Source organism: Parvularcula mediterranea, assembly GCF_013085255.1.
Lineage (GTDB): Bacteria > Pseudomonadota > Alphaproteobacteria > Caulobacterales > Parvularculaceae > Parvularcula > Parvularcula mediterranea.
In genome coordinates this window covers 951,385-973,545 of the sequence record NZ_JABFCX010000002.1, presented here as the reverse complement: position 1 = coordinate 973,545, position 22,161 = coordinate 951,385, and the positions used below count along the sequence as shown (strand labels likewise).

At 63.5% G+C, this 22,161-nt stretch carries 20 protein-coding genes; 12 read left to right on the top strand and 8 right to left on the bottom strand.

What is annotated here, in order from left to right; all coding sequences use genetic code 11:
• Positions 1-144 precede the first annotated feature (144 nt).
• A complete protein-coding gene (locus HK107_RS05245) occupies positions 145-1,044 on the bottom strand; it encodes a histone deacetylase family protein (protein WP_173197370.1) in 900 nt (299 codons plus the stop codon).
• Between the two features lie 4 nt (positions 1,045-1,048).
• Positions 1,049-2,092, bottom strand: coding sequence for a ferrochelatase (gene hemH / locus HK107_RS05240; protein WP_233061140.1), 1,044 nt, complete (start codon positions 2,090-2,092; stop codon positions 1,049-1,051).
• A gap of 87 nt (positions 2,093-2,179) precedes the next feature.
• Here hemH and HK107_RS05235 point away from each other — a divergent pair, with 87 nt between their 5' ends.
• The 12 genes from HK107_RS05235 to HK107_RS05180 all read left to right on the top strand — a co-directional run bounded on the left by HK107_RS05235 (position 2,180) and on the right by HK107_RS05180 (position 12,550).
• The gene (locus HK107_RS05235) at positions 2,180-2,683 is read left to right on the top strand and encodes a CC0125/CC1285 family lipoprotein (protein ID WP_173197369.1); all 504 of its coding nucleotides are present in this window, start codon (positions 2,180-2,182) and stop codon (positions 2,681-2,683) included.
• Between the two features lie 26 nt (positions 2,684-2,709).
• Positions 2,710-4,809, top strand: coding sequence for a prolyl oligopeptidase family serine peptidase (locus tag HK107_RS05230; protein WP_173197368.1), 2,100 nt, complete (start codon positions 2,710-2,712; stop codon positions 4,807-4,809).
• Between the two features lie 256 nt (positions 4,810-5,065).
• Positions 5,066-6,382: a dicarboxylate/amino acid:cation symporter gene (locus tag HK107_RS05225; RefSeq protein WP_198912303.1), complete on the top strand. Its 1,317-nt coding sequence runs from the start codon at positions 5,066-5,068 to the stop codon at positions 6,380-6,382.
• Entirely contained in the window at positions 6,379-6,924 is a 546-nt protein-coding gene (locus tag HK107_RS05220) for a hypothetical protein (protein ID WP_173197367.1), read from the top strand. Before HK107_RS05225 ends, HK107_RS05220 begins: the two co-directional genes overlap by 4 nt.
• Positions 6,921-7,412 carry an asparaginase domain-containing protein gene (locus HK107_RS05215; protein WP_173197366.1) on the top strand — a complete coding sequence of 164 codons (492 nt, stop codon included), beginning with the start codon at positions 6,921-6,923 and terminating at the stop codon, positions 7,410-7,412. Before HK107_RS05220 ends, HK107_RS05215 begins: the two co-directional genes overlap by 4 nt.
• Positions 7,405-7,887, top strand: coding sequence for a methyltransferase family protein (locus HK107_RS05210; protein WP_198912302.1), 483 nt, complete (start codon positions 7,405-7,407; stop codon positions 7,885-7,887). Before HK107_RS05215 ends, HK107_RS05210 begins: the two co-directional genes overlap by 8 nt.
• A gap of 41 nt (positions 7,888-7,928) precedes the next feature.
• Positions 7,929-8,129: a hypothetical protein gene (locus HK107_RS05205; protein WP_173197365.1), complete on the top strand. Its 201-nt coding sequence runs from the start codon at positions 7,929-7,931 to the stop codon at positions 8,127-8,129.
• 198 nt (positions 8,130-8,327) lie between these two features.
• Positions 8,328-9,806: a signal recognition particle protein gene (ffh, locus tag HK107_RS05200; protein WP_173197363.1), complete on the top strand. Its 1,479-nt coding sequence runs from the start codon at positions 8,328-8,330 to the stop codon at positions 9,804-9,806.
• A gap of 42 nt (positions 9,807-9,848) precedes the next feature.
• Entirely contained in the window at positions 9,849-10,268 is a 420-nt protein-coding gene (rpsP, locus tag HK107_RS16060) for a 30S ribosomal protein S16 (RefSeq protein ID WP_173197361.1), read from the top strand.
• Positions 10,269-10,277: 9 nt separating this feature from the next.
• Positions 10,278-10,805, top strand: coding sequence for a ribosome maturation factor RimM (gene rimM / locus HK107_RS05190; protein ID WP_173197359.1), 528 nt, complete (start codon positions 10,278-10,280; stop codon positions 10,803-10,805).
• 31 nt (positions 10,806-10,836) lie between these two features.
• Positions 10,837-11,709, top strand: a complete 873-nt coding sequence (gene bla / locus HK107_RS05185; protein ID WP_173197357.1) for a class A beta-lactamase — start codon at positions 10,837-10,839, stop codon at positions 11,707-11,709.
• Positions 11,710-11,791: 82 nt separating this feature from the next.
• A complete protein-coding gene (locus tag HK107_RS05180; RefSeq protein ID WP_173197355.1) occupies positions 11,792-12,550 on the top strand; it encodes a hypothetical protein in 759 nt (252 codons plus the stop codon).
• A gap of 73 nt (positions 12,551-12,623) precedes the next feature.
• On the opposite strand, the gene infB is transcribed toward HK107_RS05180, so the two are convergent.
• From infB to dxs, 6 genes are all read right to left on the bottom strand, one after another.
• Positions 12,624-15,242, bottom strand: coding sequence for a translation initiation factor IF-2 (infB, locus tag HK107_RS05175; protein ID WP_173197353.1), 2,619 nt, complete (start codon positions 15,240-15,242; stop codon positions 12,624-12,626).
• A 192-nt stretch (positions 15,243-15,434) separates the two neighbouring features.
• Positions 15,435-16,061 carry a DUF448 domain-containing protein gene (locus tag HK107_RS05170; protein ID WP_173197352.1) on the bottom strand — a complete coding sequence of 209 codons (627 nt, stop codon included), beginning with the start codon at positions 16,059-16,061 and terminating at the stop codon, positions 15,435-15,437.
• Positions 16,062-16,156: 95 nt separating this feature from the next.
• The gene (locus HK107_RS05165) at positions 16,157-16,768 is read right to left on the bottom strand and encodes a Tgt2/MlaC family protein (RefSeq protein ID WP_173197351.1); all 612 of its coding nucleotides are present in this window, start codon (positions 16,766-16,768) and stop codon (positions 16,157-16,159) included.
• Positions 16,765-19,311 (bottom strand): MMPL family transporter, encoded by a 2,547-nt coding sequence (locus HK107_RS05160; RefSeq protein WP_173197350.1) that lies wholly within the window; start codon positions 19,309-19,311, stop codon positions 16,765-16,767. Before HK107_RS05160 ends, HK107_RS05165 begins: the two co-directional genes overlap by 4 nt.
• 18 nt (positions 19,312-19,329) lie before the next feature.
• Positions 19,330-20,061, bottom strand: coding sequence for an MlaA family lipoprotein (locus tag HK107_RS05155; RefSeq protein WP_173197349.1), 732 nt, complete (start codon positions 20,059-20,061; stop codon positions 19,330-19,332).
• A gap of 73 nt (positions 20,062-20,134) precedes the next feature.
• Entirely contained in the window at positions 20,135-22,117 is a 1,983-nt protein-coding gene (dxs, locus tag HK107_RS05150) for a 1-deoxy-D-xylulose-5-phosphate synthase (RefSeq protein WP_173197348.1), read from the bottom strand.
• Positions 22,118-22,161: the final 44 nt, after the last annotated feature.

Genomic DNA, 22,161 nt, shown 5'->3' with positions numbered 1-22,161 from the left:
TTTTTATTCTTCGCTCTCTACGTGCTAGGTCCACTACGGTTTCTGGGCGAAACGGTCTTTGCAGTGGTCTATGTGTCGCTGGCTATCACAGGTCTTCTAGTCGGCGCTTTCCTTTTGCTCCGTGAGCAGAACAAACGCCTCTAGCTACCATCCGTAGACGTCGCGGGCGACTTCGTAGGTTCCTGCGTATGCGTTGACCGTGTGCTCGATGGGGTCGGAGTAGCCGCCGCCGATGGCCATGGAGCAGGGGATACCGCGCTTCCGGCAGCCTTCGAGGACGATCTCGTCCCGGGCGCGCAGGCCCTCAAACGAGATGTTTAGCCTGCCGAGCTTGTCTTCGGCCAGGGGATCAACCCCTGCCTGATAGAGGACGAGGTCGGGCTTGAAAGCCCACACGGCGTCGAGGTGCTCTTCGATCGCGCGCAGGAACTCGGCATCCTCCGCCGCGTCGGGCATCGGGACGTCGAGGTCCGAAGGTACCTTCCTGAAGGGGAAGTTCTTTTCGCCGAAGACGTCCATGACGAAGCAGTCGTCCCTAGGCTGAAGAACGGCGGCGTTGCCGTCGCCCTGATGGACGTCGAGGTCGATGACAGCGACCCGATCGACGGCCCCTTCTTCTAAGAGGACAGTGGCGACAACGGCCTGGTCATTGAAGATGCAGAAGCCTGCACCGAAGTCTGGGTGGGCATGGTGGGTGCCGCCTGCAAGCTGGCCCGAGAGACCAACGCGGAGGGCCTGCCTTGCGGCGGCGAGGGCACCGCCGACGGTCCTGCGGCCCCGCCTCGGGATCTGCTCCGACCACGGAAAGCCAATCCGGCGCATGGCGCGGGGGTCGATGGAGCCGTCCTCAAGGGAGCGAAGATACTCCTCCGTGTGCACCGAAAGGATGACCTCGTTTGGAGCGATCGGCGCCTCGCGCAACATTTCTGGCGCGAGCGTTCCGTCCCGCACGAGCTTCTCTTCCAGAAGGCGGTATTTTTGCCCGGGGAATCGGTGACCTTCAGGTAGGTTCAGATTAAAGTCCTGTGCAGTGTAGAAGATCATCGGCCTACGAAGCGACCCAACCCTGCAGCTCGCGCAGGCAGAGCCGTTCAAGCAGGTCGATGAAGGCGTCTGAGCTATTAAGGCATGGGATAGCCTTCAGGCTCTCGCCGCCATGCTCCTCGAAGGTCTCTGCGAGGCCGAGGCCGACTTCTTCCAGCGTCTCGATGCAGTCGGAGACGAAGCCCGGCGTGATCACGGCGATGTTCTTGAGGCCTTCCTTGGCAGCCTCCTCGACGAGGTCTTCCGTCGACGGACCGAGCCATGTCTCTGGACCGAACTTCGACTGGAAGGCGAGAGGGGCGAACTCGGTCGTCCAGCCCAGCTTTTCGCGCATCAGGCGCGCGGTCTTCTGACAATGGCAGTGATAGGGGTCGCCCTGTTTGAAGTAGCGCTCAGGCAGCCCGTGGAAGGAGAGGATCACCCGCTCGGTCGTCTCATCGGTATGCCGACGGCAGGTGTCGGCGAGGGCCTCGATCAGCCCATCATCATCGTGGAAAGCCGGCATGGTCCGGAACGCGGGCATCCACGGCTTCTTCATCGCCCATGCATAAGCCGCATCGCAGGCGGTCCCGGTCGTGGTGGCCGAATATTGCGGATAGAGCGGTACGAGCAGGATGCGGTCGCAGCCTGCTGCCTGCATCCGGTCCAGGGTCTCGGCCGTCCCGGGGACGCCGTAGCGCATGGCCCAGTCAACATGGACACCCTCCGGCATCCGCGCGGCGAGCTTCTCTGCCTGCTCGCGGGTGTAGCGGCGCAGCGGGCTCTCACCGGTCTCTTGATCCCAGATCTCGGCATACGCCTTCTTGGTCTTGGCCGGCCGGGTGTTCAGGATGATGCCGCGCAAGACCGGCTGCCAGACGAGGGCAGGATAGTCGACCACCCGCCGGTCGCTCAGGAACTCGGCGAGGTACTTGCGCACTGCGCCCGTGGTCAGCGCCTCGGGCGTTCCAAGGTTGATGAGCAGCACCCCCACCTTGCCAAGGGCTACGGGCGGGTGCTCGGCAGGGGCGTGGGCTGGTTTTGTCGCTATATCCATACAATCGCTCATGGGGTGTCTCACCCTCTTTGCGGTAGTGTTTTATTGCGCGATCACCTATCGCAGGACGCGCGAGCGACCAGAAGGCAGAGTGTCACGATGAGAAAATTCCTCCTCCCCCTCGCATTTGCAGGTCTCGCAGCCTGCGCCTCTCCGACGCCATTCGAGCCTGCCAACGGCCAGGGCTACGGCTTTGCTGACCAGAAGATCGAGGAGAACCGCTACCGGATCTCCTTCCGGGGCAATAGCCTGACCACCCGTGAGCAGGTCGAGACGGCGCTCTTGCTGCGAGCGGCCGAAGTGACCCTTGAGAACGGCTACGACCATTTCCTCGTGGTCAGCGACGAGACCGAGACGGAACGCCGCCTGCGTGTCACCGACCTCGGCCCGCAATATGGTGCCTTCGGCTTCTACGGCTTCGGCCCGTTCCCCTATTATACCCGCGGTTTCAATGACGTGGATGTCCGCGAGAGCCAGCGTTACACCGCCATTGCTTTCATTGTCCTCGGCAAGGGACCGAAGCCTGCCGACAACCTCGCTGCCTATGATGCGCGCGAGGTGCAGCAAAACCTTTCGGGCGCCGTCTTCAGGCGTAATTCATAAGCAAGACCAATCAGGGAGATACGACCGTGAAACGTTTGTTGACGGGCGTGGCCTTTGCCGCGCTTTCCATGACCGCAGCCCATGCCCAGAGCGAGGTAGATGTAATGAAGAACGACCCGTTCCTGTGGCTTGAAGAGGTGCAGGGCGAGTGGGCTCTCGATTGGGTTCGTGCCCAAAACGAGCGTTCCCTGGCAGTGCTTGAGGCCCACCCGGCCTATGAGCCCATGCTGTCCGAGGCCAATGCCATCCTCACCTCCGATGACCGGGTGCCTTCGGTCTCCCTTCGCGGCGGCTACGCCTACAATTTCTGGCAGGACAAGGACGCCGTGCGCGGTGTCTGGCGCCGGATGAGCCAGAAGGATTACCTCGCCAAGTCCGACGATTGGGAAGTCATTCTCGACGTCGACAAGCTGGCTGAGGATGAGGGCGAGAACTGGGTCTTCGCAGGCACCGACTGCCTGGCGCCTGACTACAGCCGCTGCCTCGTCACCCTTTCCCGCGGCGGCTCGGACGCTGCGGTGGTGCGGGAGTACGATATCGACAGCCGCAGCTTCGTCGATGGCGGTTTCGAGCTCCCCGAAGCCAAGTCCTCGGTCACCTGGCTCGATGCCGACACGGTTCTTGTGGGCACGGACTTTGGCGAAGGCACGCTGACGGACTCAGGCTATCCGCGGATCGTGAAGGTCTGGAAGCGTGGCCAGGACCTTGCCGATGCGACGCAGGTCTATGAGGCTGCGACCACCGACATCTGGACCTATCCCTACAGCTTTTGGGACGGCGAGAGCTACACCGGCGGCGTTTTCCACGGTGAGACGTTCTACGACTACAACTGGATGGTCCTGAACGAGGACATGGAGGCAGTCCGCCTTCCGCTGCCGAAGAAAGCGAGCCTTTCCGGTTTCTCTTCGGGCGATTTCGTCATTGAGCTGAAAGAGCCGATGGAGTTCGGCGGCGAGACCTACACCACTGGTTCGGTCATAGCGATGGGCCGCGCCATGGAAGAGGTCCAGGTGCTGGTTGAGCCGACCCGCGAAATCGCGGTCCAATCGGTTGCGACGTCGAAGGACGATATCGTCATCACCCTTCTCGACGATATTGCGGGCCGGATGATCCGCTTCGAAGAGCGCCGCAACGGCAAGTGGCGTGGCCGCGACATCAGGCTGCCCGAAGGTGGCGTCATCGGCCTCAGGACGATGGACCCTTCCACCGGCGCAGTGATCGCAACCTACGAGAACCCAATCACTCCGGACACGTTCTACCTGATCGAGAACCGTCGCCCGAAGGAGATCGACCGCTCGCCGGCCTTCTTCGATGCGGAGGGCATGATGGTGAAGCGCTACGAGGCGACATCATCTGACGGCACGAAGATTCCGTATACGGTGATTGCTCTCAAGGAGACGCTGGAAAACGGTCCCGCGCCGACCATCCAGTACGGCTATGGCGGCTTCGAAATCCCGATCCTGCCGAGCTATGGCGCAACGGCCGGCAAGCTCTGGGTCGAGCGCGGCGGTGTCTACGTCAACACCAACATTCGCGGCGGTGGCGAGTACGGCCCCGCGTGGCACCAGGCCGGCCTCAAGGGCAAGCGCCAGATCATCTATGATGATTTCCAGGCGATCTCAGAGGACATGATCGAGCGCGGGATCACCACCAAGGAGCAGCTGGGTATCTTGGGCGGCTCGAACGGTGGTCTTCTGATGGGCGTCTCGATGGTGCAGCGTCCTGATCTTTACAAGGGTATCGGCATCGGCGTGCCGCTCCTCGACATGCTGCGCTACGACAAGCTCCTCGCGGGTGCGTCGTGGGTCGGTGAGTATGGCGATCCTGACAATCCCGAGGAGCGCCCGTTCCTCGAGAAGATCAGCCCGTACCAGAACCTCAAGGCTGACGTTGAATATCCGCGCCCGTTCTTCTTCACCTCCACCAAGGACGACCGCGTCCATCCGGGCCACGCCCGTAAGATGGCGCGCCTGATGGAAGAGTATGGTCAGGAGTTCCTCTACTACGAGAACATCGAGGGCGGTCACGGCGCTGCTGCCAACCTCGACCAGGCGGCACGCAGGCTGGCTCTTCAGTATGCGTACTTCGCAGGCGAGCTCGGCCTGATTGGGTATGATGAGGAGTAAGTTCTCCTCGACCATGAATGAGAGAAGGGGCGCTTCGGCGCCTCTTTTTTTTTGGGGATGGATCCTGAATCGAGTTCAGGATGACGGGGCGGAGGGCCGGCCCTGCAATTATGGTCATCCTGGACTCGATCCAGGATCCATCGCGAGCGCCAGCGAGCAAGTAAAAACCGCCAACGGCCCGCGGACCCGCCAAACCTTGCGCCGCGCCCCGCAACCCGGCACGTTCCCGCGCGCGTATAGAGGCAGGGCCGATCACATGATGCTAGCGTTCTGGGGCACCGTTCTTGGTGCATTTGTCGGTCTTTTTCTGCTGGGACGCACGGGCGCACCCCTTTGGGCCCGCGTTATGGCGGGCCTCGTCGCAGGCGGGGCGGTTGGCCTCTTCTTCGGTGAGACGGCAGGCGTCGCCAAGCCTATTGGCGATGGCTTCATCAAGCTCATCCGCATGCTCATCATCCCGCTGATCGTGACGACGCTGACCAGCGGCATGATCGCCCTCGGTGATCCCAAGCGCCTCGGCTCCTTGGGCGTCAGGACCATCGGTCTCTATCTCTTCACCACGTCAATTGCCGTCTTCATCGGCATCGGCATGGCGATCATCTTCAACCCCGGGGAGGGTGTCGACTACCAGTCGGTGAGCGAAACGTCTGCGATCACAGATCGGCTCGCGCGGGCGGAAGCTGCCGAGCGCACAGCCGTGCAGCAGATCCTCGACGTTATCCCCGCGAACCCCATCGCGGCGATGGCCAATGGCGACATCCTGCCGGTGATCTTCTTCTCGATCGTTTTGGGTATTGGGACACTGGCCGCTGGTGAGAAGGGCCGTCCGTTTGCTGAGGCCATCGAGAGTGCCGCCGAAGCGATCCTCAAGCTGACGAGCGGGGTCATGGCGCTCGCGCCCTATGGCGTCTTCGCGCTCATGGCGTGGGTGCTCGGGACCCAAGGGCTCGCGGTGCTCTTCAATCTCGGAAAGCTCGCGATTGCGCTCTACCTCGCCTGCGCCCTTCATATTCTGATCGTCTATGGCGGGCTGGTGACGCTCCTTGCACGGCTCAATTTCTTCAAGTTCCTGCGCGGTATGCTCGATGCGATGACGACGGCCTACTCGACGGCCAGCTCGTCGGCGACGCTACCCGTGACCATCGGCAACCTGACCCAAAACATCGGCGTCGGTCGCGCAGTCGCAGGTTCGGTCGCGCCGCTTGGGGCGACGATCAACATGGACGGCACGTCGATCTATCTCGGGATTGTGTCGCTCTTCGCGGCGCAGGCCGTGGGCCTCGACCTGTCAGGTGCTGACTATATCGCCATCGCCGTCACGGCCACGGCGGCCTCGATCGGTGCTGCGGGCATTCCCTCGGCCAGCCTTTTCCTCGCCATTGCCGTTCTCACCAGCTTCGGTGTGACAAGCGAGCAGGCGATCCTCATCATCGCGCTCATATTCCCCTTCGACAGGCTCCTCGACATGATGCGTACCGTGACGAACGTCACTGGGGACGCAGCCGTCGCGACGACCGTGGCCCGCTGGGAAGGCGAGCTTGACGAAACCAGGCTGAAAGGCGCCAAATCATGATCAGCCTTCTCACGGCCGCGTTCCTCGCGCCCGCCTTCCCCTATCTCGAATGCAGCCAGGAAGAACGGATGGCCGAGCACCGCGCCGCCTATTGCGAGGCCGCTGACCGCGCCAATCAGCTGGCGAAGCGCCGCCGCTGGGCACGGGCCTATGTCATCCTCGACGGGCTTGGTGGTGAAGACCACGGCTTCGAAACAAAACCGGGTGCGGAGCGTCTCGCGCAAGCCAAGGCCGCCTGCCGCATGGGCAAGAAAGACATTGGTGCGAGGCTTTTCCACCAGATCGACTGCGCAACCAGTTACCCGAGCCTCAGCCTCAAGGGCTACGCATCGGACTATTCCGACCTTGTAGGCGGCGAGGTCATCACGCCGGCCTGTCTTACGCTCAACCGCGGCTACCCGACCCGGCTTGGAAGCAAAGGGGCGTACCGGGACGAAAGCCTGTTCGATGATGTGGCCAGGGTCTGCGGCATCGAACGCAAATCATATCCTCAATCGGCTGCCCAGCATGGGGCCTGCAAGATCTCGGGCTCCTGCGAATGAAGCCTGTCCGTATCCTCACCACCGGCGGGACCCTCGACAAGGTGCATGACTGGCGGCAGGAGACCATCGCCTTCGCAGGAGCTGGCAAGTCCCAGGTGCCCGAAATCCTCGAGCAGTCGCGCTGCTACGCCCACGAGGTCGAGCAGCTCTTCCAGATCGACAGCCTCGACATGACCGAGACTTACCGGAAGCTCGTCTGTGAGCGGATCGAAGCGGCCAAGGAAGATGCGATCGTCATCACGCACGGCACATCGACCATGGCGGAGACGGCGCGCTATCTCGATGGCTGCGGGCCCTCCAAGACCGTGGTGCTGACCGGCGCGATGCGCCCCCATGCCCTCTTCGTAAGTGATGCGAGCTTCAACCTCGGCGGAGCGATCATCGCGGCGCAGACCTTGCCGGCCGGTGTCTATGGCGTGATGAATGGCTGCGTGTTCCGCGCCGATGAGCTCAACAAGAACGAGAAATTGGGAAGGTTCGATGTCTGACGAAATCCCTGCAGGCGAGAAGCCGCTCCTGATCCCACCGGCTTGGTTCGCGATCTTCTTCATGGCCATCTACTTCGTCGGCAGGGCCATGCCCGGCGCGACGTTCCGTCTGCCTGCTGAGGATGCAGTCGCAGGGCTTCTGACCCTCGCAGGGATCGGGATTGCTGTCTGGGCCCTCGTCCAGTTCCGCCAGCAGAAGACGACCTTCCACCCAGAGCGCCCCGGCGCTGCCTCGGCCCTCGTGACCGATGGCGTCTATAAGGTGACCCGCAATCCGATGTATGTCGGCATGGCGCTGATCCTCCTCGCGCTGGCCCTCAAGCTTGGCAGCCTTCTGAGCCTCCTCCTTGTGCCGGTTTTCATCGGCGTCATCACGGCGGTGCAGATCATCCCTGAGGAGCGGGCGCTCACCAGGCTGTTCGGCGATGAGTTCGAAGCCTTCAAGCGCAGCACCCCGCGCTGGCTCTTCCTTTAGACACAGCGTAGATTCCCTCCGGGAGACAGGAGGGACGCGCAATGGATAGCGAGAAAAAGGGCAAGGGCGGCAGGCTTGTAGCTGTCTTCATTTTGCTTTTGCTTGGCCTTGCCAACGCGGTCTATTTTGCATGGAGAGAGCTGGCGCTGGGCAAGGAGGGAAGCCTTCCTCTCCTCATCGCGAGCTTGATGTGCGTCACCCTCGCGCTCGTTCTCGCAAGGACCGGTGCGGCCAAGGGCTGAAGCCAAGCCACCCGTTGACTTATCCCCACTTCGGTGCCACTCCCCGCCTCTAAATTCTGACAAGCGGCGATTGACCGTGTCTGCCTGCACGACCCCTCCCTTCGAAACGAAGGATCCACGAGGACGGGGCAGGGGGCTCCTTCCGACGGGGTAACGCCCTCTCGGTCGTCCAATCGCCCATGGCATGGGACGGACGGCATGTTCGACACACTTTCGGAGAGACTGGGCGGCGTCTTTGACCGCCTGCGGGGCCGCGGCGCCCTGTCCGAAGAGGATGTGAACGAAGCCCTCCGTGAGGTCCGGGTCGCCCTGATCGAGGCTGACGTCGCGCTGCCCGTAGCGCGCGGCTTTGTCGCCAAGGTCAAGGAACGGGCCATCGGCCGTGAGGTCCTGAAGTCCGTCACCCCGGGCCAGCAGGTCGTCAAGATCGTCAACGACGTCCTCGCCGAGACCCTCGGCGCAGGCGCTGGCGACCATGAGCTGAACCTCAACAGGCCCGCTCCGGTTCCGATCCTGATGGTTGGTCTTCAGGGTTCCGGTAAGACGACCTCCACGGCGAAGATCGCCCTCAGGCTGCAAAAGCGCGAGAAGAAGAAGGTCCTCATGGCCTCCCTCGACACGCGTCGGCCCGCTGCGATGGAGCAGCTTAAGGTGCTGGGCGAGCAGGCCGAGGTGAAGACCCTGCCGATCGTCGAGGGTCAGTCCGCGGTTCAGATTGCCAAGCGCGCCATGGAAGCGGCGCGCCTTCAGGGCTTCGATGTCGTGATGCTTGACACGGCGGGCCGCCTGTCGATCGACGAGCAGCTGATGGCCGAGGTGCAGGAGATCGCGCGGGCGACCGATCCTGCCGAGACCCTCCTCGTCCTCGACAGCCTCACCGGCCAGGACGCCGTTCAGACCGCTGAACGTTTCAAGGAGCGCGTGCCGGTCACGGGCGTTGTCCTGACCCGTCTTGATGGCGACGGCCGCGGCGGTGCCGCTCTCTCGATGCGCGAGATCACGGGCGCGCCGATCAAGTTTGCCGGTGTCGGTGAGAAGATCGACGCCCTCGACGTCTTCGACCCTGAGCGCATGGCGGGCCGCATTCTCGGCATGGGCGACATTGTCGGCCTCGTGGAGAAAGCCTCGGCTGAAATTGATCAGCAGAAGGCCGAAAAGGCCGCCAAGAAAATGGCGAAGGGCGAGTTCGATCTCGACGACCTCGCTGACCAGTTCGTCCAGATGCGGAAGATGGGCGGTATGGGCGCCATCATGGGCATGATGCCTGGTATGGGTAAGCTCAAGGGCATGGCTGACGACGCGCTCGGCGGCAACGAACTGGCGCGCCAGGAAGCGATCATCCGTTCCATGACGAAGAAGGAACGCAAGAACCCCAAGCTGATGAACGCCTCGCGCAAGAAGCGCGTTGCGGCCGGCGCCGGGGTTCAGGTGCAGGACGTCAACCGCCTGCTGAAGAGTTTCCAGGGCATGAGCACCCTGATGAAGAAGATGGGCAAAGGCGGCAAGCGGGGCATGGCCCAGCAGCTCGGCCAGATGCTCGGCGGCGGAATGCCTGGCGGCGGGGCGATGCCCCCCGGCAGTGCAGGTGGCCTGCCCGGTCTCGGGGGAGGCGGCGGTGCCGGTCTCCCTGGTCTTGGCGGAGGCCTTCCGGGCCTTGGCGGACCAAAGAAGAAGTAACAGTTGAACTCAGTCTACGAACCATAGAAGAAAGAACGAACCATGGCTCTCAAAATTCGTCTCGCCCGCGGCGGCTCGAAGAAGCGTCCTTACTACCGCATCGTCGTCACCGATGCCCGCAACCCGCGCGATGGCCGCTTCATCGAGAAGATCGGTAATTACAACCCCCTCCTCAAAAAGGATGACGAGAACCGCGTCGTGATCGACCTTGAGCGCGCCAAGTACTGGCTCGACAAAGGCGCTCAGCCTACCGATCGTGTCGCTCGTTTCCTTGGCGCTGCTGATCTCATCAAGTGGGAGCACGGCAACAACCCGCAAAAAGGTGAGCCTGGCCAGAAAGCCAAAGAGCGCATCGAAGAGAAGCGCGAGAAGGAAGAAGCCAAGAAAGCCGCAGCTGCAGAGGCTGCCGCAGAGGCTGAAGGCGCTTCGGAAGAAGCTCCGGCTGAAGAAGCTTCCGAGTAAGCCTGGGCTTTGGCTCAGAAAGACCAGCCGCGCATGGTTGTGGTGGCCCAGTTCGCGGGCACCCACGGCGTGCGCGGTGACTTCAAATTGAGGTCGTATACGGAGGAGCCTGAAGCTCTCTTCGGCTACGGCCCGCTTCGCGCCGAGGGCGGCGCGAGCCTGACCCCGAAGAAGCTTCGCGAGATGAAGCCCGGGGTTTTTCTTTGCCGCGATGCCGAGATTTCCTCGCCCGAAGCTGCCGAGAGTTTCAAGGGCAAGCTCCTCTCCGTTCCGCGGGACGTTCTTCCCGAGACTGACGATGAGGACGACTTCTACGTCGAAGACCTGATCGGTCTCGATGCGAAAACGGAAGAGGGCGAGGGCCTTGGTAAAGTCCGTGCCGTGACCAATTATGGCGCAGGTGACATCGTCGAGATCAAGGGCAAGGGCGGCTTGATCCTCGTTCCCTTCACCAAGGACGCTGTCCCGGCTATCGACTTCGAGGCGGCAACGATCGTTGTGGTCCCGCCAGAGGATGAGGCTGGTCCGCGCGATTGATCCTTTGCCGGATTGTTGCCACCGTCCTGTCATGGACACCCTCCCCGACCGGCGCTCCGTCCTTCTCTCCGTAGGCGCAGCGAGCTTGGCCATCGGCACCGGGCACGCATCGCCCAGCCGTTTCGCAGCTCTTGAAAGCGCCCTTGGTGGCCGGGTCGGCGTCTACGCGATGCGCGATGGCGACCCGACCGTCATCAGCAACAGGCCGAACGAGCGCTTCGCGATGTGCTCGACGTTCAAGGCGCCGCTCGCAGCCTTCATCCACGACGAAATCGACAATGGTGGGCTCGACCCTGCCAAGCCGTTGCGCATCGACGAGGTGCCCCTGATCGGCTGGTCGCCCGAGGTGGAGCCCCGGCGGGAGCAGGGCATCAGGTACATGTCCCTCGCTGGCCTTGCCCATGCGGCGGTGGTCAGGAGCGACAACACGGCCGCCAACATCCTGCTCGACCAGATCGGCGGGCCCGAGGGCTTCACGGCCAAGGTCCGAAAGTTCGAAGGCTCGACCCAGCTCGATCGCTACGAGCCGGACCTGAACGAGAGCAGGCCGGGGGATCCGCGGGATACAACGACGCCCAGCGGGATGGCGGCGCTCATGAGCCGACTGTTGTTCCAGTCAGGGTTCAGCCAACGCGCGGCTGCAACGGTTCGTTCGCTGATGATTGACAGTGCAACAGGCGGCAAGCGCCTGCGCGCGGGGCTCCCGCAGGGCCTGGTCGTCGGGGATAAGACCGGGACGAGCACCAACGGTCTTTATGCCGACATCGCCTTCGTTGAGACAGGGGACGGCCGACCGCCTGTGATCATAGCCGCCTACGTCGATGCGCCTCTGGCTGACGGAGCCGCCGGCAACGCTGCGCATCAGGAGATCGCCCGCATCGTCGCGGAGGGCTTCGGCCTCTGAGATGATGCGTGTTAGCGCCTGACAAAAACAGTGGCCGCTCGCGAGATTCGGTGTTTCAATCCCCGAAAAAAGGGAAACGCCGATGCGATCGCTCATTTTGCTTAGTGCAGCATTGCTGCTTGCCGCCTGTCAGACACCGGGCGGGCCGGTGGTCGCGGAGAATGAGCTCGGGCTCATCAAGGACGGCAAGAACACATCGTCGATCTGGCTGAGCGATGCCTTCGAGGGTGAGCACCGTAGGCAGCTTTCGGGCAATCGCCTTGAGCTGACCATGGTGCAGCGAACCCCTAGCGGTGGGCTCGACACCTCGGTTGGGCGGGTCGTGAAGACCCTTCCGTTGGCGGAGGTCAGTGAGGCGCTGCAGGTCTGCTTCGCCTACGACGTGGCGCTTGAGGGCGAGGGCCGCTGGTGGGCTGGCCCCAAAATTTCCGTGGGCTGGAACGACGAGGCGGGGGAGGAGACCGCGGGTTGGTACGAAACCTACGTGGTGGAGACCGCCGCCATCGTGCCCGATATCCTCGAAAGCCAGCTCAAGGAGTATTTCGACGCCCGCTTCCTCGGTGAGACCCGGCACGATGGCGGGGTCTACCGTCACTTCCATCTGAAGTTCCACGAGTGGGATCAGTACTGGGCGATCCGGCAGGAGTACCGCAGTGAAGGGATGACGTCGGTCGGGAAGATCCTCGCCTTCTGGCAGGAGGTGCGTCTCCCCTCGGACAAGCGCTTTGATGGGGTGAAGATGAACATCGAGACCTACGGCCCTGTCGAAGGCGGCTTCTCGATCGAGGGTGTCATCCCGTCGAGCTACTCGCGGCCGAAGCCGCCGAACTGCGCCAGCTGATCGGGCGATCAGGCACGAAAAAGCCGGGCGCTTTGCCCGGCTTTTTTTCTTGTTCAGTGTCGGTCCCTGAAGACTAGTCGAGGGTCCGTTCGATGCGTTCGACGTCGAAGCACTCGATGAAGTCGCCAACTTTGAGGTCGTCATAGTTGGCGAAGCTCATGCCGCATTCCTGACCGGCGGGGACTTCCTGCACGTCGTCCTTGAAGCGCTTGAGCTGCGAGAGCTCGCCTTCGTGGATGACGACATTGTCGCGGAGCAGGCGGACTTTCGAGCCGCGCTTGACCATGCCTTCGGTGACCCGGCAACCCGCGACGCGGCCCACTTTCGACACCATGAAGGTCTCGAGGATCTCGGCATTGCCAAGGAACGTCTCGCGAAGCTCTGGATCGAGCATGCCCGAGAGGGTGCCTTTGATGTCGTCGATCAGGTCGTAGATCACCGAGTAGTAGCGGATCTCGGTGCCCGAATTCTCGGCCTGGTCGCGCGCCTGCTTGTTGGCGCGGACGTTGAAGCCGATCACCGGAGCGCCCGAAGCCTCGGCGAGGATGACGTCGCTTTCGGAGATTGCGCCGACGCCCGTGTGAAGGACGCGGACACGGACCTCGTCGGTGGCCATCTTCTCGAGGGAGCCGACGATCGCTTCGACCGAGCCCTGCACATCGCCTTTGATGACGACGGGAAGGTCCTTGATCTCGGCGTCCTGAAGCTGCGCCATCATCTGCTCGAGCGAGGTGCCCGATTTCTGCGCGTTGGCTTTCTCACGCTTCACGCGGGCGCGGTACTCAGCGACTTCGCGGGCGCGGGCTTCTGACTCCACGACAGCAAACTGGTCACCGGGCTCAGGCACACCATTGAGGCCGAGGATCTCGATCGGCTGGGAAGGAATGGCTTCCTTCACCTGCTTGCCCTGGTCGTTGTTGAGCGCGCGGACCTTGCCCCATTCAGAGCCCACGACGACGATGTCGCCGCGTTTCAGCGTGCCGCCTTGGACGAGGAGCGTTGCAACTGCGCCGCGGCCCTTGTCGAGCTGGGCTTCCACCACGGTGCCGTAGGCTTCGCGGTCGGCATTGCCCTTGAGCTCGAGGAGCTCGGACTGCAGCGTGATCGCTTCGATCAGGCCATCGAGGTTGGTCTTCTTGAGAGCCGAGACTTCGACGTCCTGGATCTCGCCGCCCATGCTTTCGACCTGAACCTCGTACTGGAGGAGGTCGGTCTTGACCTTGTTCGGGTCGACGCCGGGCTTGTCGATCTTGTTGACCGCCACGATCATCGGAACGCCTGCAGCCTTGGCGTGGCTGATGGCCTCTTCCGTCTGCGGCATGACCGAGTCGTCGGCCGCGACCACCACGATGACGATGTCCGTCACGTTCGCACCGCGTGCCCGCATTGCCGTGAAGGCGGCGTGGCCCGGGGTATCGAGGAAGGTGATCTTGTTCTTGTTCTTGTCGGTGATCTGGTAGGCACCGATGTGCTGGGTGATGCCGCCGGCCTCACCGTCCACGACGTTGGCACCGCGCAGGGCATCGAGAAGCGAGGTCTTGCCGTGGTCGACGTGGCCCATGATGGTCACGACCGGCGGACGGCTTTCAAGCTTCGCATCGTCGGCATCAGGCGCGATCAGGCCGTCCTCGACGTCAGCTTCCGAGACGCGCTTCACCGTGTGACCGAGGTCTTCGACGATGATCTGCGCCGTGTCGGCGTCGAGCGTCTGGTTGCCGGTGACCATCTGGCCCTGCTTCATCAGCTCTTTGATCAGGTCCGTCTGGCGCATCGCCATACGGCTTGCGAGTTCAGCGACGGTGATGACGTCAGGCACGACCACTTCGCGGGCTTGCTGCGAAGCCTGGTTGCCGCGCTTGGCCCGGCGCGCCTTTTCGCGCTCGCGGGCACGCTTCACCGAGGCGAGCGAACGCTGCCGCTCGTCATCCTCGAGGGCCTTCGAGATCGTCAGGCGACCCGAGCGGCGCTTCGGCGCTTCCTTGGCGTTGCGGTTGTCCGCACCCGGCTGGTTCCGCTTCTGCTTGATGCGGCCACCAAGCGCGGAGAGCGGGTTGTTGTCGTCTTTGGCGAAGTTCGAGCGGTCGTCCTTCTTCTGCTGGTCCTTCGAAGCATCGGAGATGCCCTTGGCCTTCAGTTCCTGACGCCGCTTGCGCTCGGCTTCCTCGGCTTCGAGGAGCTTCTTGGCTTCTTCCTCGGCCTTGCGGCGAGCTTCAGCCTCTTCGGCGCGCTTCTTCTCTTCTTCTTCCTGAGCCTTGCGAGCAGCTTCGAGCTTGGCCTTCTCGTCGGCCTCGCGCTTTTCGCGCTCTTTGCGCTCAGCCTCGAGACGCTTGGCGCGCTCTTCTTGCTCTTTCTTGGCTTTCGTCAGGGCGACGAGACGCTTCTTCTTCTCCTCGTCGGAGAGCTGGCGCAGGACCTTGCCCTTCTTGGCAGGGCTTTCCTTGACCACCCTTTTCGCCTCGGCCGCAGCCTTGCCCTCAGCCGGTTTCACCAGCTTGGGGCCAGAGCTCTTCGCCGTGGTCTTGGTGGCACCGGTTTTCGCAGCGCCAGGGCTGACCGCGCGACGCTTCTTCTCAACCACCACCGTTTTGGTCCGGCCGTGGGAGAAGCTTTGCTTCACGGCACCGGTTTCCCGGCGGCCGAGGCTCAGCGGTTTACGTCCCGAGGTCGATTTTTCTTGCGTGTCGTCGCTCATACAATCCTTAAAAGGAGGCCGGTGCCTCCAACATTCCATTCCCGACAAGGTCGGAAGAGACCAACGGCGCGGGTCCCATAACGTCTGGCCGGCGCCAAACAGTCGCCTCTGCCAGAGGCGCCCCCATAACCGACAGGCCCCCTTTGGTCTACCTACCGAACCGTGAAAAGACGGGCTGTTACGGCAGGCAGCCTAACAGGCGAAGGACCGCCAGAGCATAACTGCCGAAAGAGCCGCCTCCGACGGGCCGCCCCTCAAGAGAAGGACGTGCACCGTGTCCTGTCCGAGGGCGATCGAGACCGGATGCCTTGCTGCCGGAAGGGGGAGATGGGGAATGGCTTCGCTCTTCGCAAGGAACTGAGCCAGCTTGGCGGTTTCAGGCTCGCTGACGTCATTGGGCGTGAGATAAGCGATGCCTTTCTTGGCGGCCTTGCGGACATGGTCGCCGCCGATGACGAGGTGGCCGGACTTCCGCGCGAGGCCCAGTCTTGCGAGAGCTGACGCTTCGATCGCCTCGCCGACCTGGTCGGCAAAGCTCTCGGCATTGTGCTCTTGGGGCAGCTTCGCCGGGCCCTTGAGGCTACGGTTGAAGCCGTTCTTCTTGAGCGCCATGAGAAGGTCCTCGCGGCGCGCCCTGACCCATGCGCCGCGGCCCGGAAGCTTGCCCTTGAGGTCGAGGGTCAGCTGGCCTTCGGGGTCGAGGACAAAGCGCAGGGCCTGCTCCTCGGGGCCGATCTCTTCGCCTGACGCCGAGCAGCGGCGCGGGTTTACGCGCTTGCCCGCCCGGGGCGGTCTCTCATGCTGTTCGGCGTCGTCCATCGGCCGCTCTCTTCCCGCTCAGGGGCGCTGTGGCAAGCCCAATGAGAAAGGGCGGCACAGGGCCGCCCTTTGTTTCGATTGCGAGAGGAGAGGGCTTACTCCGCCTCTTCCTCGATGGTCACGCCCTTGGCGATGGTCTCCTGCATGTGGGTGAGGAGGCCTTCCATGCCCTCATCGCGCACGCGGCTCGAGAAGGCCTGGCGGCGGGTGATGAGGGGAGAGGTGCGCTCGACCAGGACATCGAGGAGCTTGTGCTCGCCGGTCTCTAGCTTGCGGACGCGCCAGTCGATGTCGGCGCGCGGGCGGCCTGCTTTATCGACGAGGACCGACTGGACGATGTAGTCGCCCGGACGGCGCTCAAGGCTCGCCTTCACGTTGATCTCGCGGGAGGTGAGCTGGCCGATCTCTTCAGCGTAGGCCGCGGCGATATAGCGGGGAAAGAGCTCCTGATAGGTGGCGGTCTCTTCGTCCGTCGCGTTCTTCGCGGCGCTGCCTGCGAGGAGGAAGGCGCCGATCTGCTCCGCGGCGAGGTTCTCTTCGAGCGTCGCGCGGACAGCGGCGGAGCCTTCACCCTCGGCCTCGGCCTTGGCGCGGAGGTCGGTCACGAGGCCGATGACAAATTCTTCAGCCTCAGGGTGATCGCCTGCGATGGCGGTCGAGATGCTCATCACGGCCGCGACGGCGGCTGCTGCAAAGCGAGTAATCATGCGGTCTTCCCCACGGAAATCTTGTTTCTACGCCCATATAAGAACTGTGCGAGCGGCGGTAAGGCAAACAACATTGTGGCAAGGACCCAGAGCATTCCGATGGTGAGGAGCGCGCCCATGCTCGCCGTGCCCCTGTGATCGGAGATGATGAGGCTGCCGAAGCTTGCGATGGTGGTCAGGGCCGAGAAGAGCACGGCCCGGCCTGTCGAGCCCCTGACCGCCTCCAGCGCATCGCCGGTCTTCTCCGCCCGGAAGGCGAGGTGGATGCCTGAATCGATCCCGATCCCGATGATCAGCGGCAGGACCAGCACATTGGCGAAATTGTAGGGCAGGCCGAAGAGCGTGCCCGTCGCCGTGGTCAGGGACCCCGCCAGAACCAGCGGGATCAGGAGGAGAAGCAGCACCACGAAGGACCGGGTCACCGCGAGGACGAGGAGGCTGACGAGCACTGCGGCAGTGAGGCTCGCCTGCACCATGGCCCGGCCGATGACGTCTCCTGCTGAAAGGGCGGTGCGGGCGCTGCCCGCTGCATCGGGGGCGACTTCGAGCACCTCCTCCACGAAGGTTCTGCGCTGGTCGAGTTCGACGGCGCCGCCGACCGGCATGATCTCGAGGCGGTAGGTGCCGTCCTCGGTGACGTAGCGGTCGCGGATTACCTGGGGGACATCATCGACGCTGACATAGTTGGCACGGAGCTGCTGTTGCAGCGCCTCGCGCTGGCGGGGCCAGAATTCGAAGACCCGAGGCTCGGCGGCGCGCAGGGCGGCGGGGCTCATGCCTTCGAGGACCGTGCGCAGCTTCTCCGCATTGCGGCTCCCCTGCTCGTCGCGGAGGGAGACCATGAGCCTTGCGAAGGCAGGCTCGAACTCCGCATCGACGTCACCGCCTGCGATGAGGGCGAAGCCGAGGCCGACGCTCGCCGCGTCGATGAGCGAAAGCTTCAGGTCCTGCTCCTCCGGCACGAAGGAGAAGAGATGGCGGACGCTGTCGACGCTCGCCGGAGCCTTCAGGCGTTCGGCGCGGGCGAGAAGTTCGTCTTCGCTCTCGGCCAGGACGTTGAGGCGGTAGGGTGTCGCCTTCTCATCCTCGACCACCACGTCGAAGGCGATGACCGAAGGCGCCGTCTTGGCGCGGAGGGCCATGGGATCGGCGTCAAAACGGGCCCAGGGCAGAAGGAATAGCGACGCTACGCCAAGGCCCCCGACGATGAGGCCAGCGGGCGGCACGATCTTGCGCAGGCGGTCCTCGGGTAGCTCGGCCATGGGCTTCGCGCCATCGCCGATCTTCACGACGGCAGGGAGCAGCGTCACGGCCACGAGAAACGCGGTCATGACGCCAAAGCCTGCGATGACGCCGAGCTGATTCATGCCGATGAACTCGGTGGGCGCGAAGGAAAAGAAGGCCAGCGCCGTCGTTGGGGCGGTGAGCATGAGCGCCGTGCCGATCATACGCGAGGTCCGGTAGCCTGCGGCCCGCTCGGAGACGCCCTTGGCCCGCTCGTCACGGATGTGGATCAGGAGGTGGATCGAGAAATCTGCTCCAAGGCCCACCATAAGGACGGCGAACGCCACGGAGATCAGGTTCAGCTGCCCGAAGAGCGCAACGGCGATGCCTGCTGTCAGGATCACCGACACGGCGATGGTCACGAGGGTGGCCGCCACGAGCCGTGCGGAGCGGAAGGCGAAGCTCAGGAGGATCGCGACGAAGATCGCCGACAGGCCGAGGGCAAGACCGGTGCCTGAGGAGACCGCCTCCAGCTCTTCGGTGCGAAGGACTGGATCGCCTGTGATCAGCACCCGTGCTTCGAGACCTGTTTCGGAGCGCACCGCGTCGGCTTCTTGGAGGATCGCTTCCTTCACGGCCTTGGCCGGCTTGAGCTTGGTGTAGTCGAGGACCGGGTCGAGGCTGAAAAGAACTTGCGCCTCGGGAGGCTCACCGGGGCTGAGGAGCGTTTCCCACGAGAGGGACTTGTCCTCCGTCGTCAGAACTTCCGTCAGCTGCGCATAGAGCGCATCGAGGGTTTCGGGGTCCGCGCTGTCCCCCTGCTCTGCCGCTTCAGCCAGGGCATCGAAGAGGGTGGCGAGTGTTGGATCTGGCCCGAGCCGCTCGATAAGCGGGGCGGCATTGGTGAGCCTCAGAAGAAGGTCTTCGAGCTCTTCCACCGAGAGGAAGAGGAGACCGTTCTCCTTGAAGAAAGGCTCGGACGGCGGCGCGAGGAGGGCGGAGACCTCGTCTCGCGCGATCAGGCGCTGGGCCAGCTCGTCGGTGAAGGCCGAAGCTTCGTCAGGCGTGCCGGACTGGACGACGACCACCACCTGGTCGCCAAGATCGGGGAAGGCCGCTTTGAACTCGGTGGCCGCGACGCGGAATGGCGCCTTGGGGCTGATCATATCCGAGCTGTCGGTGTTGATCGAGATCCCGGTGACCACCCGCCAGATGGCAAAGGCCGTCATTAGCGCCCAGAAGCCCGCCACGAGAAACGGGCGGGCACGCGAAAAGGACATCAGGCGCCAGAGACCTGCGTCGAGAAAGACTGTTTTCATGACGAAACGGGTCCGGGATTAGAAGTCCGGCAGGTTGGCATAGGGGTCGCCATCCTCGTGAAGCTGTGCACCTTGCTCCTGCAGGTAGAGGCTTCGGAGGAGGATGTAACCGTCTTCTTCGGTGAAGACCCGCTCGAGGGTCGCATCGCCTTCGATCCGCTTCTGGGCGGTGCGCTGGCCGACAAAGCCGACGCGGTACTCAAGCCCCTCGGGCAAAAGGATCTGGGTATCCGGCGTCAGGCCAATGCGCGCAAGGGAGCCAACGACACCCCGGGCATTGGTCGGGCCAACCACCGGCGCAATGAAATAGGGCCCGGGCGGGACACCCCAATTGCCAAGGGTCTGGCCGAAGTCCTCGGGACGCGCCTCGAGCCCCCATCCGGTCGCAGGGTCAAAGAGGCCCGCGACGCCGACGGTGGAGTTGACGAGGAACCGCGCGGTGGTGTGCCCGGCATCCTTGAAGTCGAGCTGCAGGACTTCATTCAGGACCCAGCTTGGCGCGAGGAGGTTGGTGGTGAAGTTCGCAGCGCTCCTGCGAACGGGCGCCGGGACGAGGAACTGATAAATGTCCGCTGCCGGCTCGATATAGAGGTCGTCGACGATGGCGTTCGCCTTGAGGGCGCGCCGGTTATAGCCCTCCCAAGGGTCATAGGGCTCGACGATCTGCGGCTGCGGTTCGAGGCGCTGAGGCTTCGTGGTGCAGGCCGCCGAGGCGAGCGTCAGGGCGATGAGAAGGGTCGTGCGCAGCATGGAAGTCTCGTCGGCAGCTCGCCGCGTCGGGTTGAGCTGGTAGCGGCACCGTCGCCCCTACCAGCGAATGAGGTCAGGCGCGAAGGTTTCCTGTGCCGGTTGCAGCTGCCTGTCCAAACGCCATCAAGGCCTGTTCGGTGATGTGTTCGGCCTGGAGGCGGGCTTCTTCGTACATTTCTTTGGGGCTGGCCTGATCCTGGTAGATGTCGGGGAGGTGCATGGTGCGCACCTTGAGGGCACCGGCATCGAGGAGGCCGTCGCGGTTCAGGAACTCGAGGACGAAGGAGCCGAAGCCGCCGATCGAGCCTTCCTCGACGGTGATCAGGACCTCGTGCTCCTTGGCGAGGCGGCGGATCAGGTCTTCGTCCAGGGGCTTGGCGAACCGGGCATCGGCCACGGTGGTGGAGAGCCCGCGGGCCTCGAGGAGGTCTGCGGCCTTCATGCATTCACCCAAACGTCCGCCGAAGTTCAGGAGGCAGACCTTGGTGCCCTCGGCCACGATGCGGCCCTTGCCGATCTCGAGGAGCGGCACGTCTTCGGGCGCGTACATGTCGACGCCCATGCCCTCGCCCCTTGGGAACCTGAACCCAATGGGGTGCTCGTCGAACTCCGCCGCCGTGCGGGTCATGGCCTGGAGCTCAGCTTCATCGCCGCAGGCCATCAGCACCATGTTCGGCAAGCAGCCCAAGTAGGCCGTGTCATAGGCCCCCGCATGGGTCGCACCGTCATTGCCGACGAGCCCTGCCCTATCCATGGCAAAGCGCACGGGCAGGTTCTGGAGCGCCACGTCGTGGACGACGCTGTCATAGGCGCGCTGCAGGAAGGTCGAGTAGAGCGCGCAGAAGGGCACCATGCCTTCGGCCGCCAAGCCCGCTGCAAAGGTCACCGCGTGCTGCTCGGCGATGCCGACGTCGAAGGTCCTGTCCGGGAACGCCTTCATGAACTTGTCGATGCCGGTGCCGGACGGCATGGCCGCGGTGATGCCGACGATGCGCTCGTTCTTCTTGGCCTCTTCGATCAGCTGGCCTGCGAAGACGCCTGTGTAGCTCGGCGCGTTCGAGGTCTTCTTGACCTCCTCACCGGAGATGACGTCGAACTTCGAGACCGCGTGGAGCTTGTCGCCCTTGTCCTGGGCGAGCTGGTAGCCCTTGCCCTTTTGCGTGACGACATGGACCAGCACGGGCCGGTCGGTGATGTTCTTCACGTTCTCAAGAACGGGCAGAAGGTGGTCGAGATTGTGCCCGTCGATCGGGCCGACATAATAGAAGCCCAGCTCCTCGAAGAGGGTGCCGCCGCCGGTCACCATGGCGCGGCCATACTCCTCCGCCTTGCCTGCCATGTCCCGGAGGCGCGGAGGCAGGCGCTTGGTCAGCTGCTTGGCGAGGTTGCGGAAGCCCTGATAGCTGCCCGAGCTGGCAGCCCTTGCGAGATAGGCCGACATGGCCCCCACCGGCGGGGCGATCGACATCTCGTTGTCGTTGAGGATGACGGTCAGCTGTCCGCCTGTGTCCCCGGCATTGTTCATCGCCTCATAGGCCATGCCCGCCGACATGGAGCCATCGCCGATCACCGCGATCACCCGGCGGTCGTCATTCTTGGCGCCGCCGCCCGTGGCCGCATCGTCAGGGCTGTTGCGGTCCTGCTCCCCCTTGAGGTCCCGCGCCACGGCCATGCCGAGGGCCGCCGAGATCGAGGTGGCCGCATGGGCCGCGCCGAAGGGGTCGTAGGGGCTCTCGGAGCGCTTGGTGAAGCCCGAGAGGCCATCCTTCTGGCGCAGGGTCCTGATCCGCTCCCGCCGTCCGGTGAGCACCTTGTGGGGGTAGCACTGGTGCCCGACGTCAAAGATCAACCGGTCCCGCGGCGTGTCGTAGACATAATGGATAGCCGCCGTCAGCTCGACCACACCAAGCCCAGAGCCAAGATGCCCGCCCGTGCAGGACACAGCATCAATCACCTCCGAACGAAGCTCATCACAAAGCTGCCGAAGGTCTGACTTCGCCAAAGTGCGGAGGTCAGAAGGATAAACGACGCGGTCTAGGAGGGGGGTGGTGGTCATAAGAGGCCCTGGAACTTTTCCCCTTCTATGTTCGGGTTCAAATC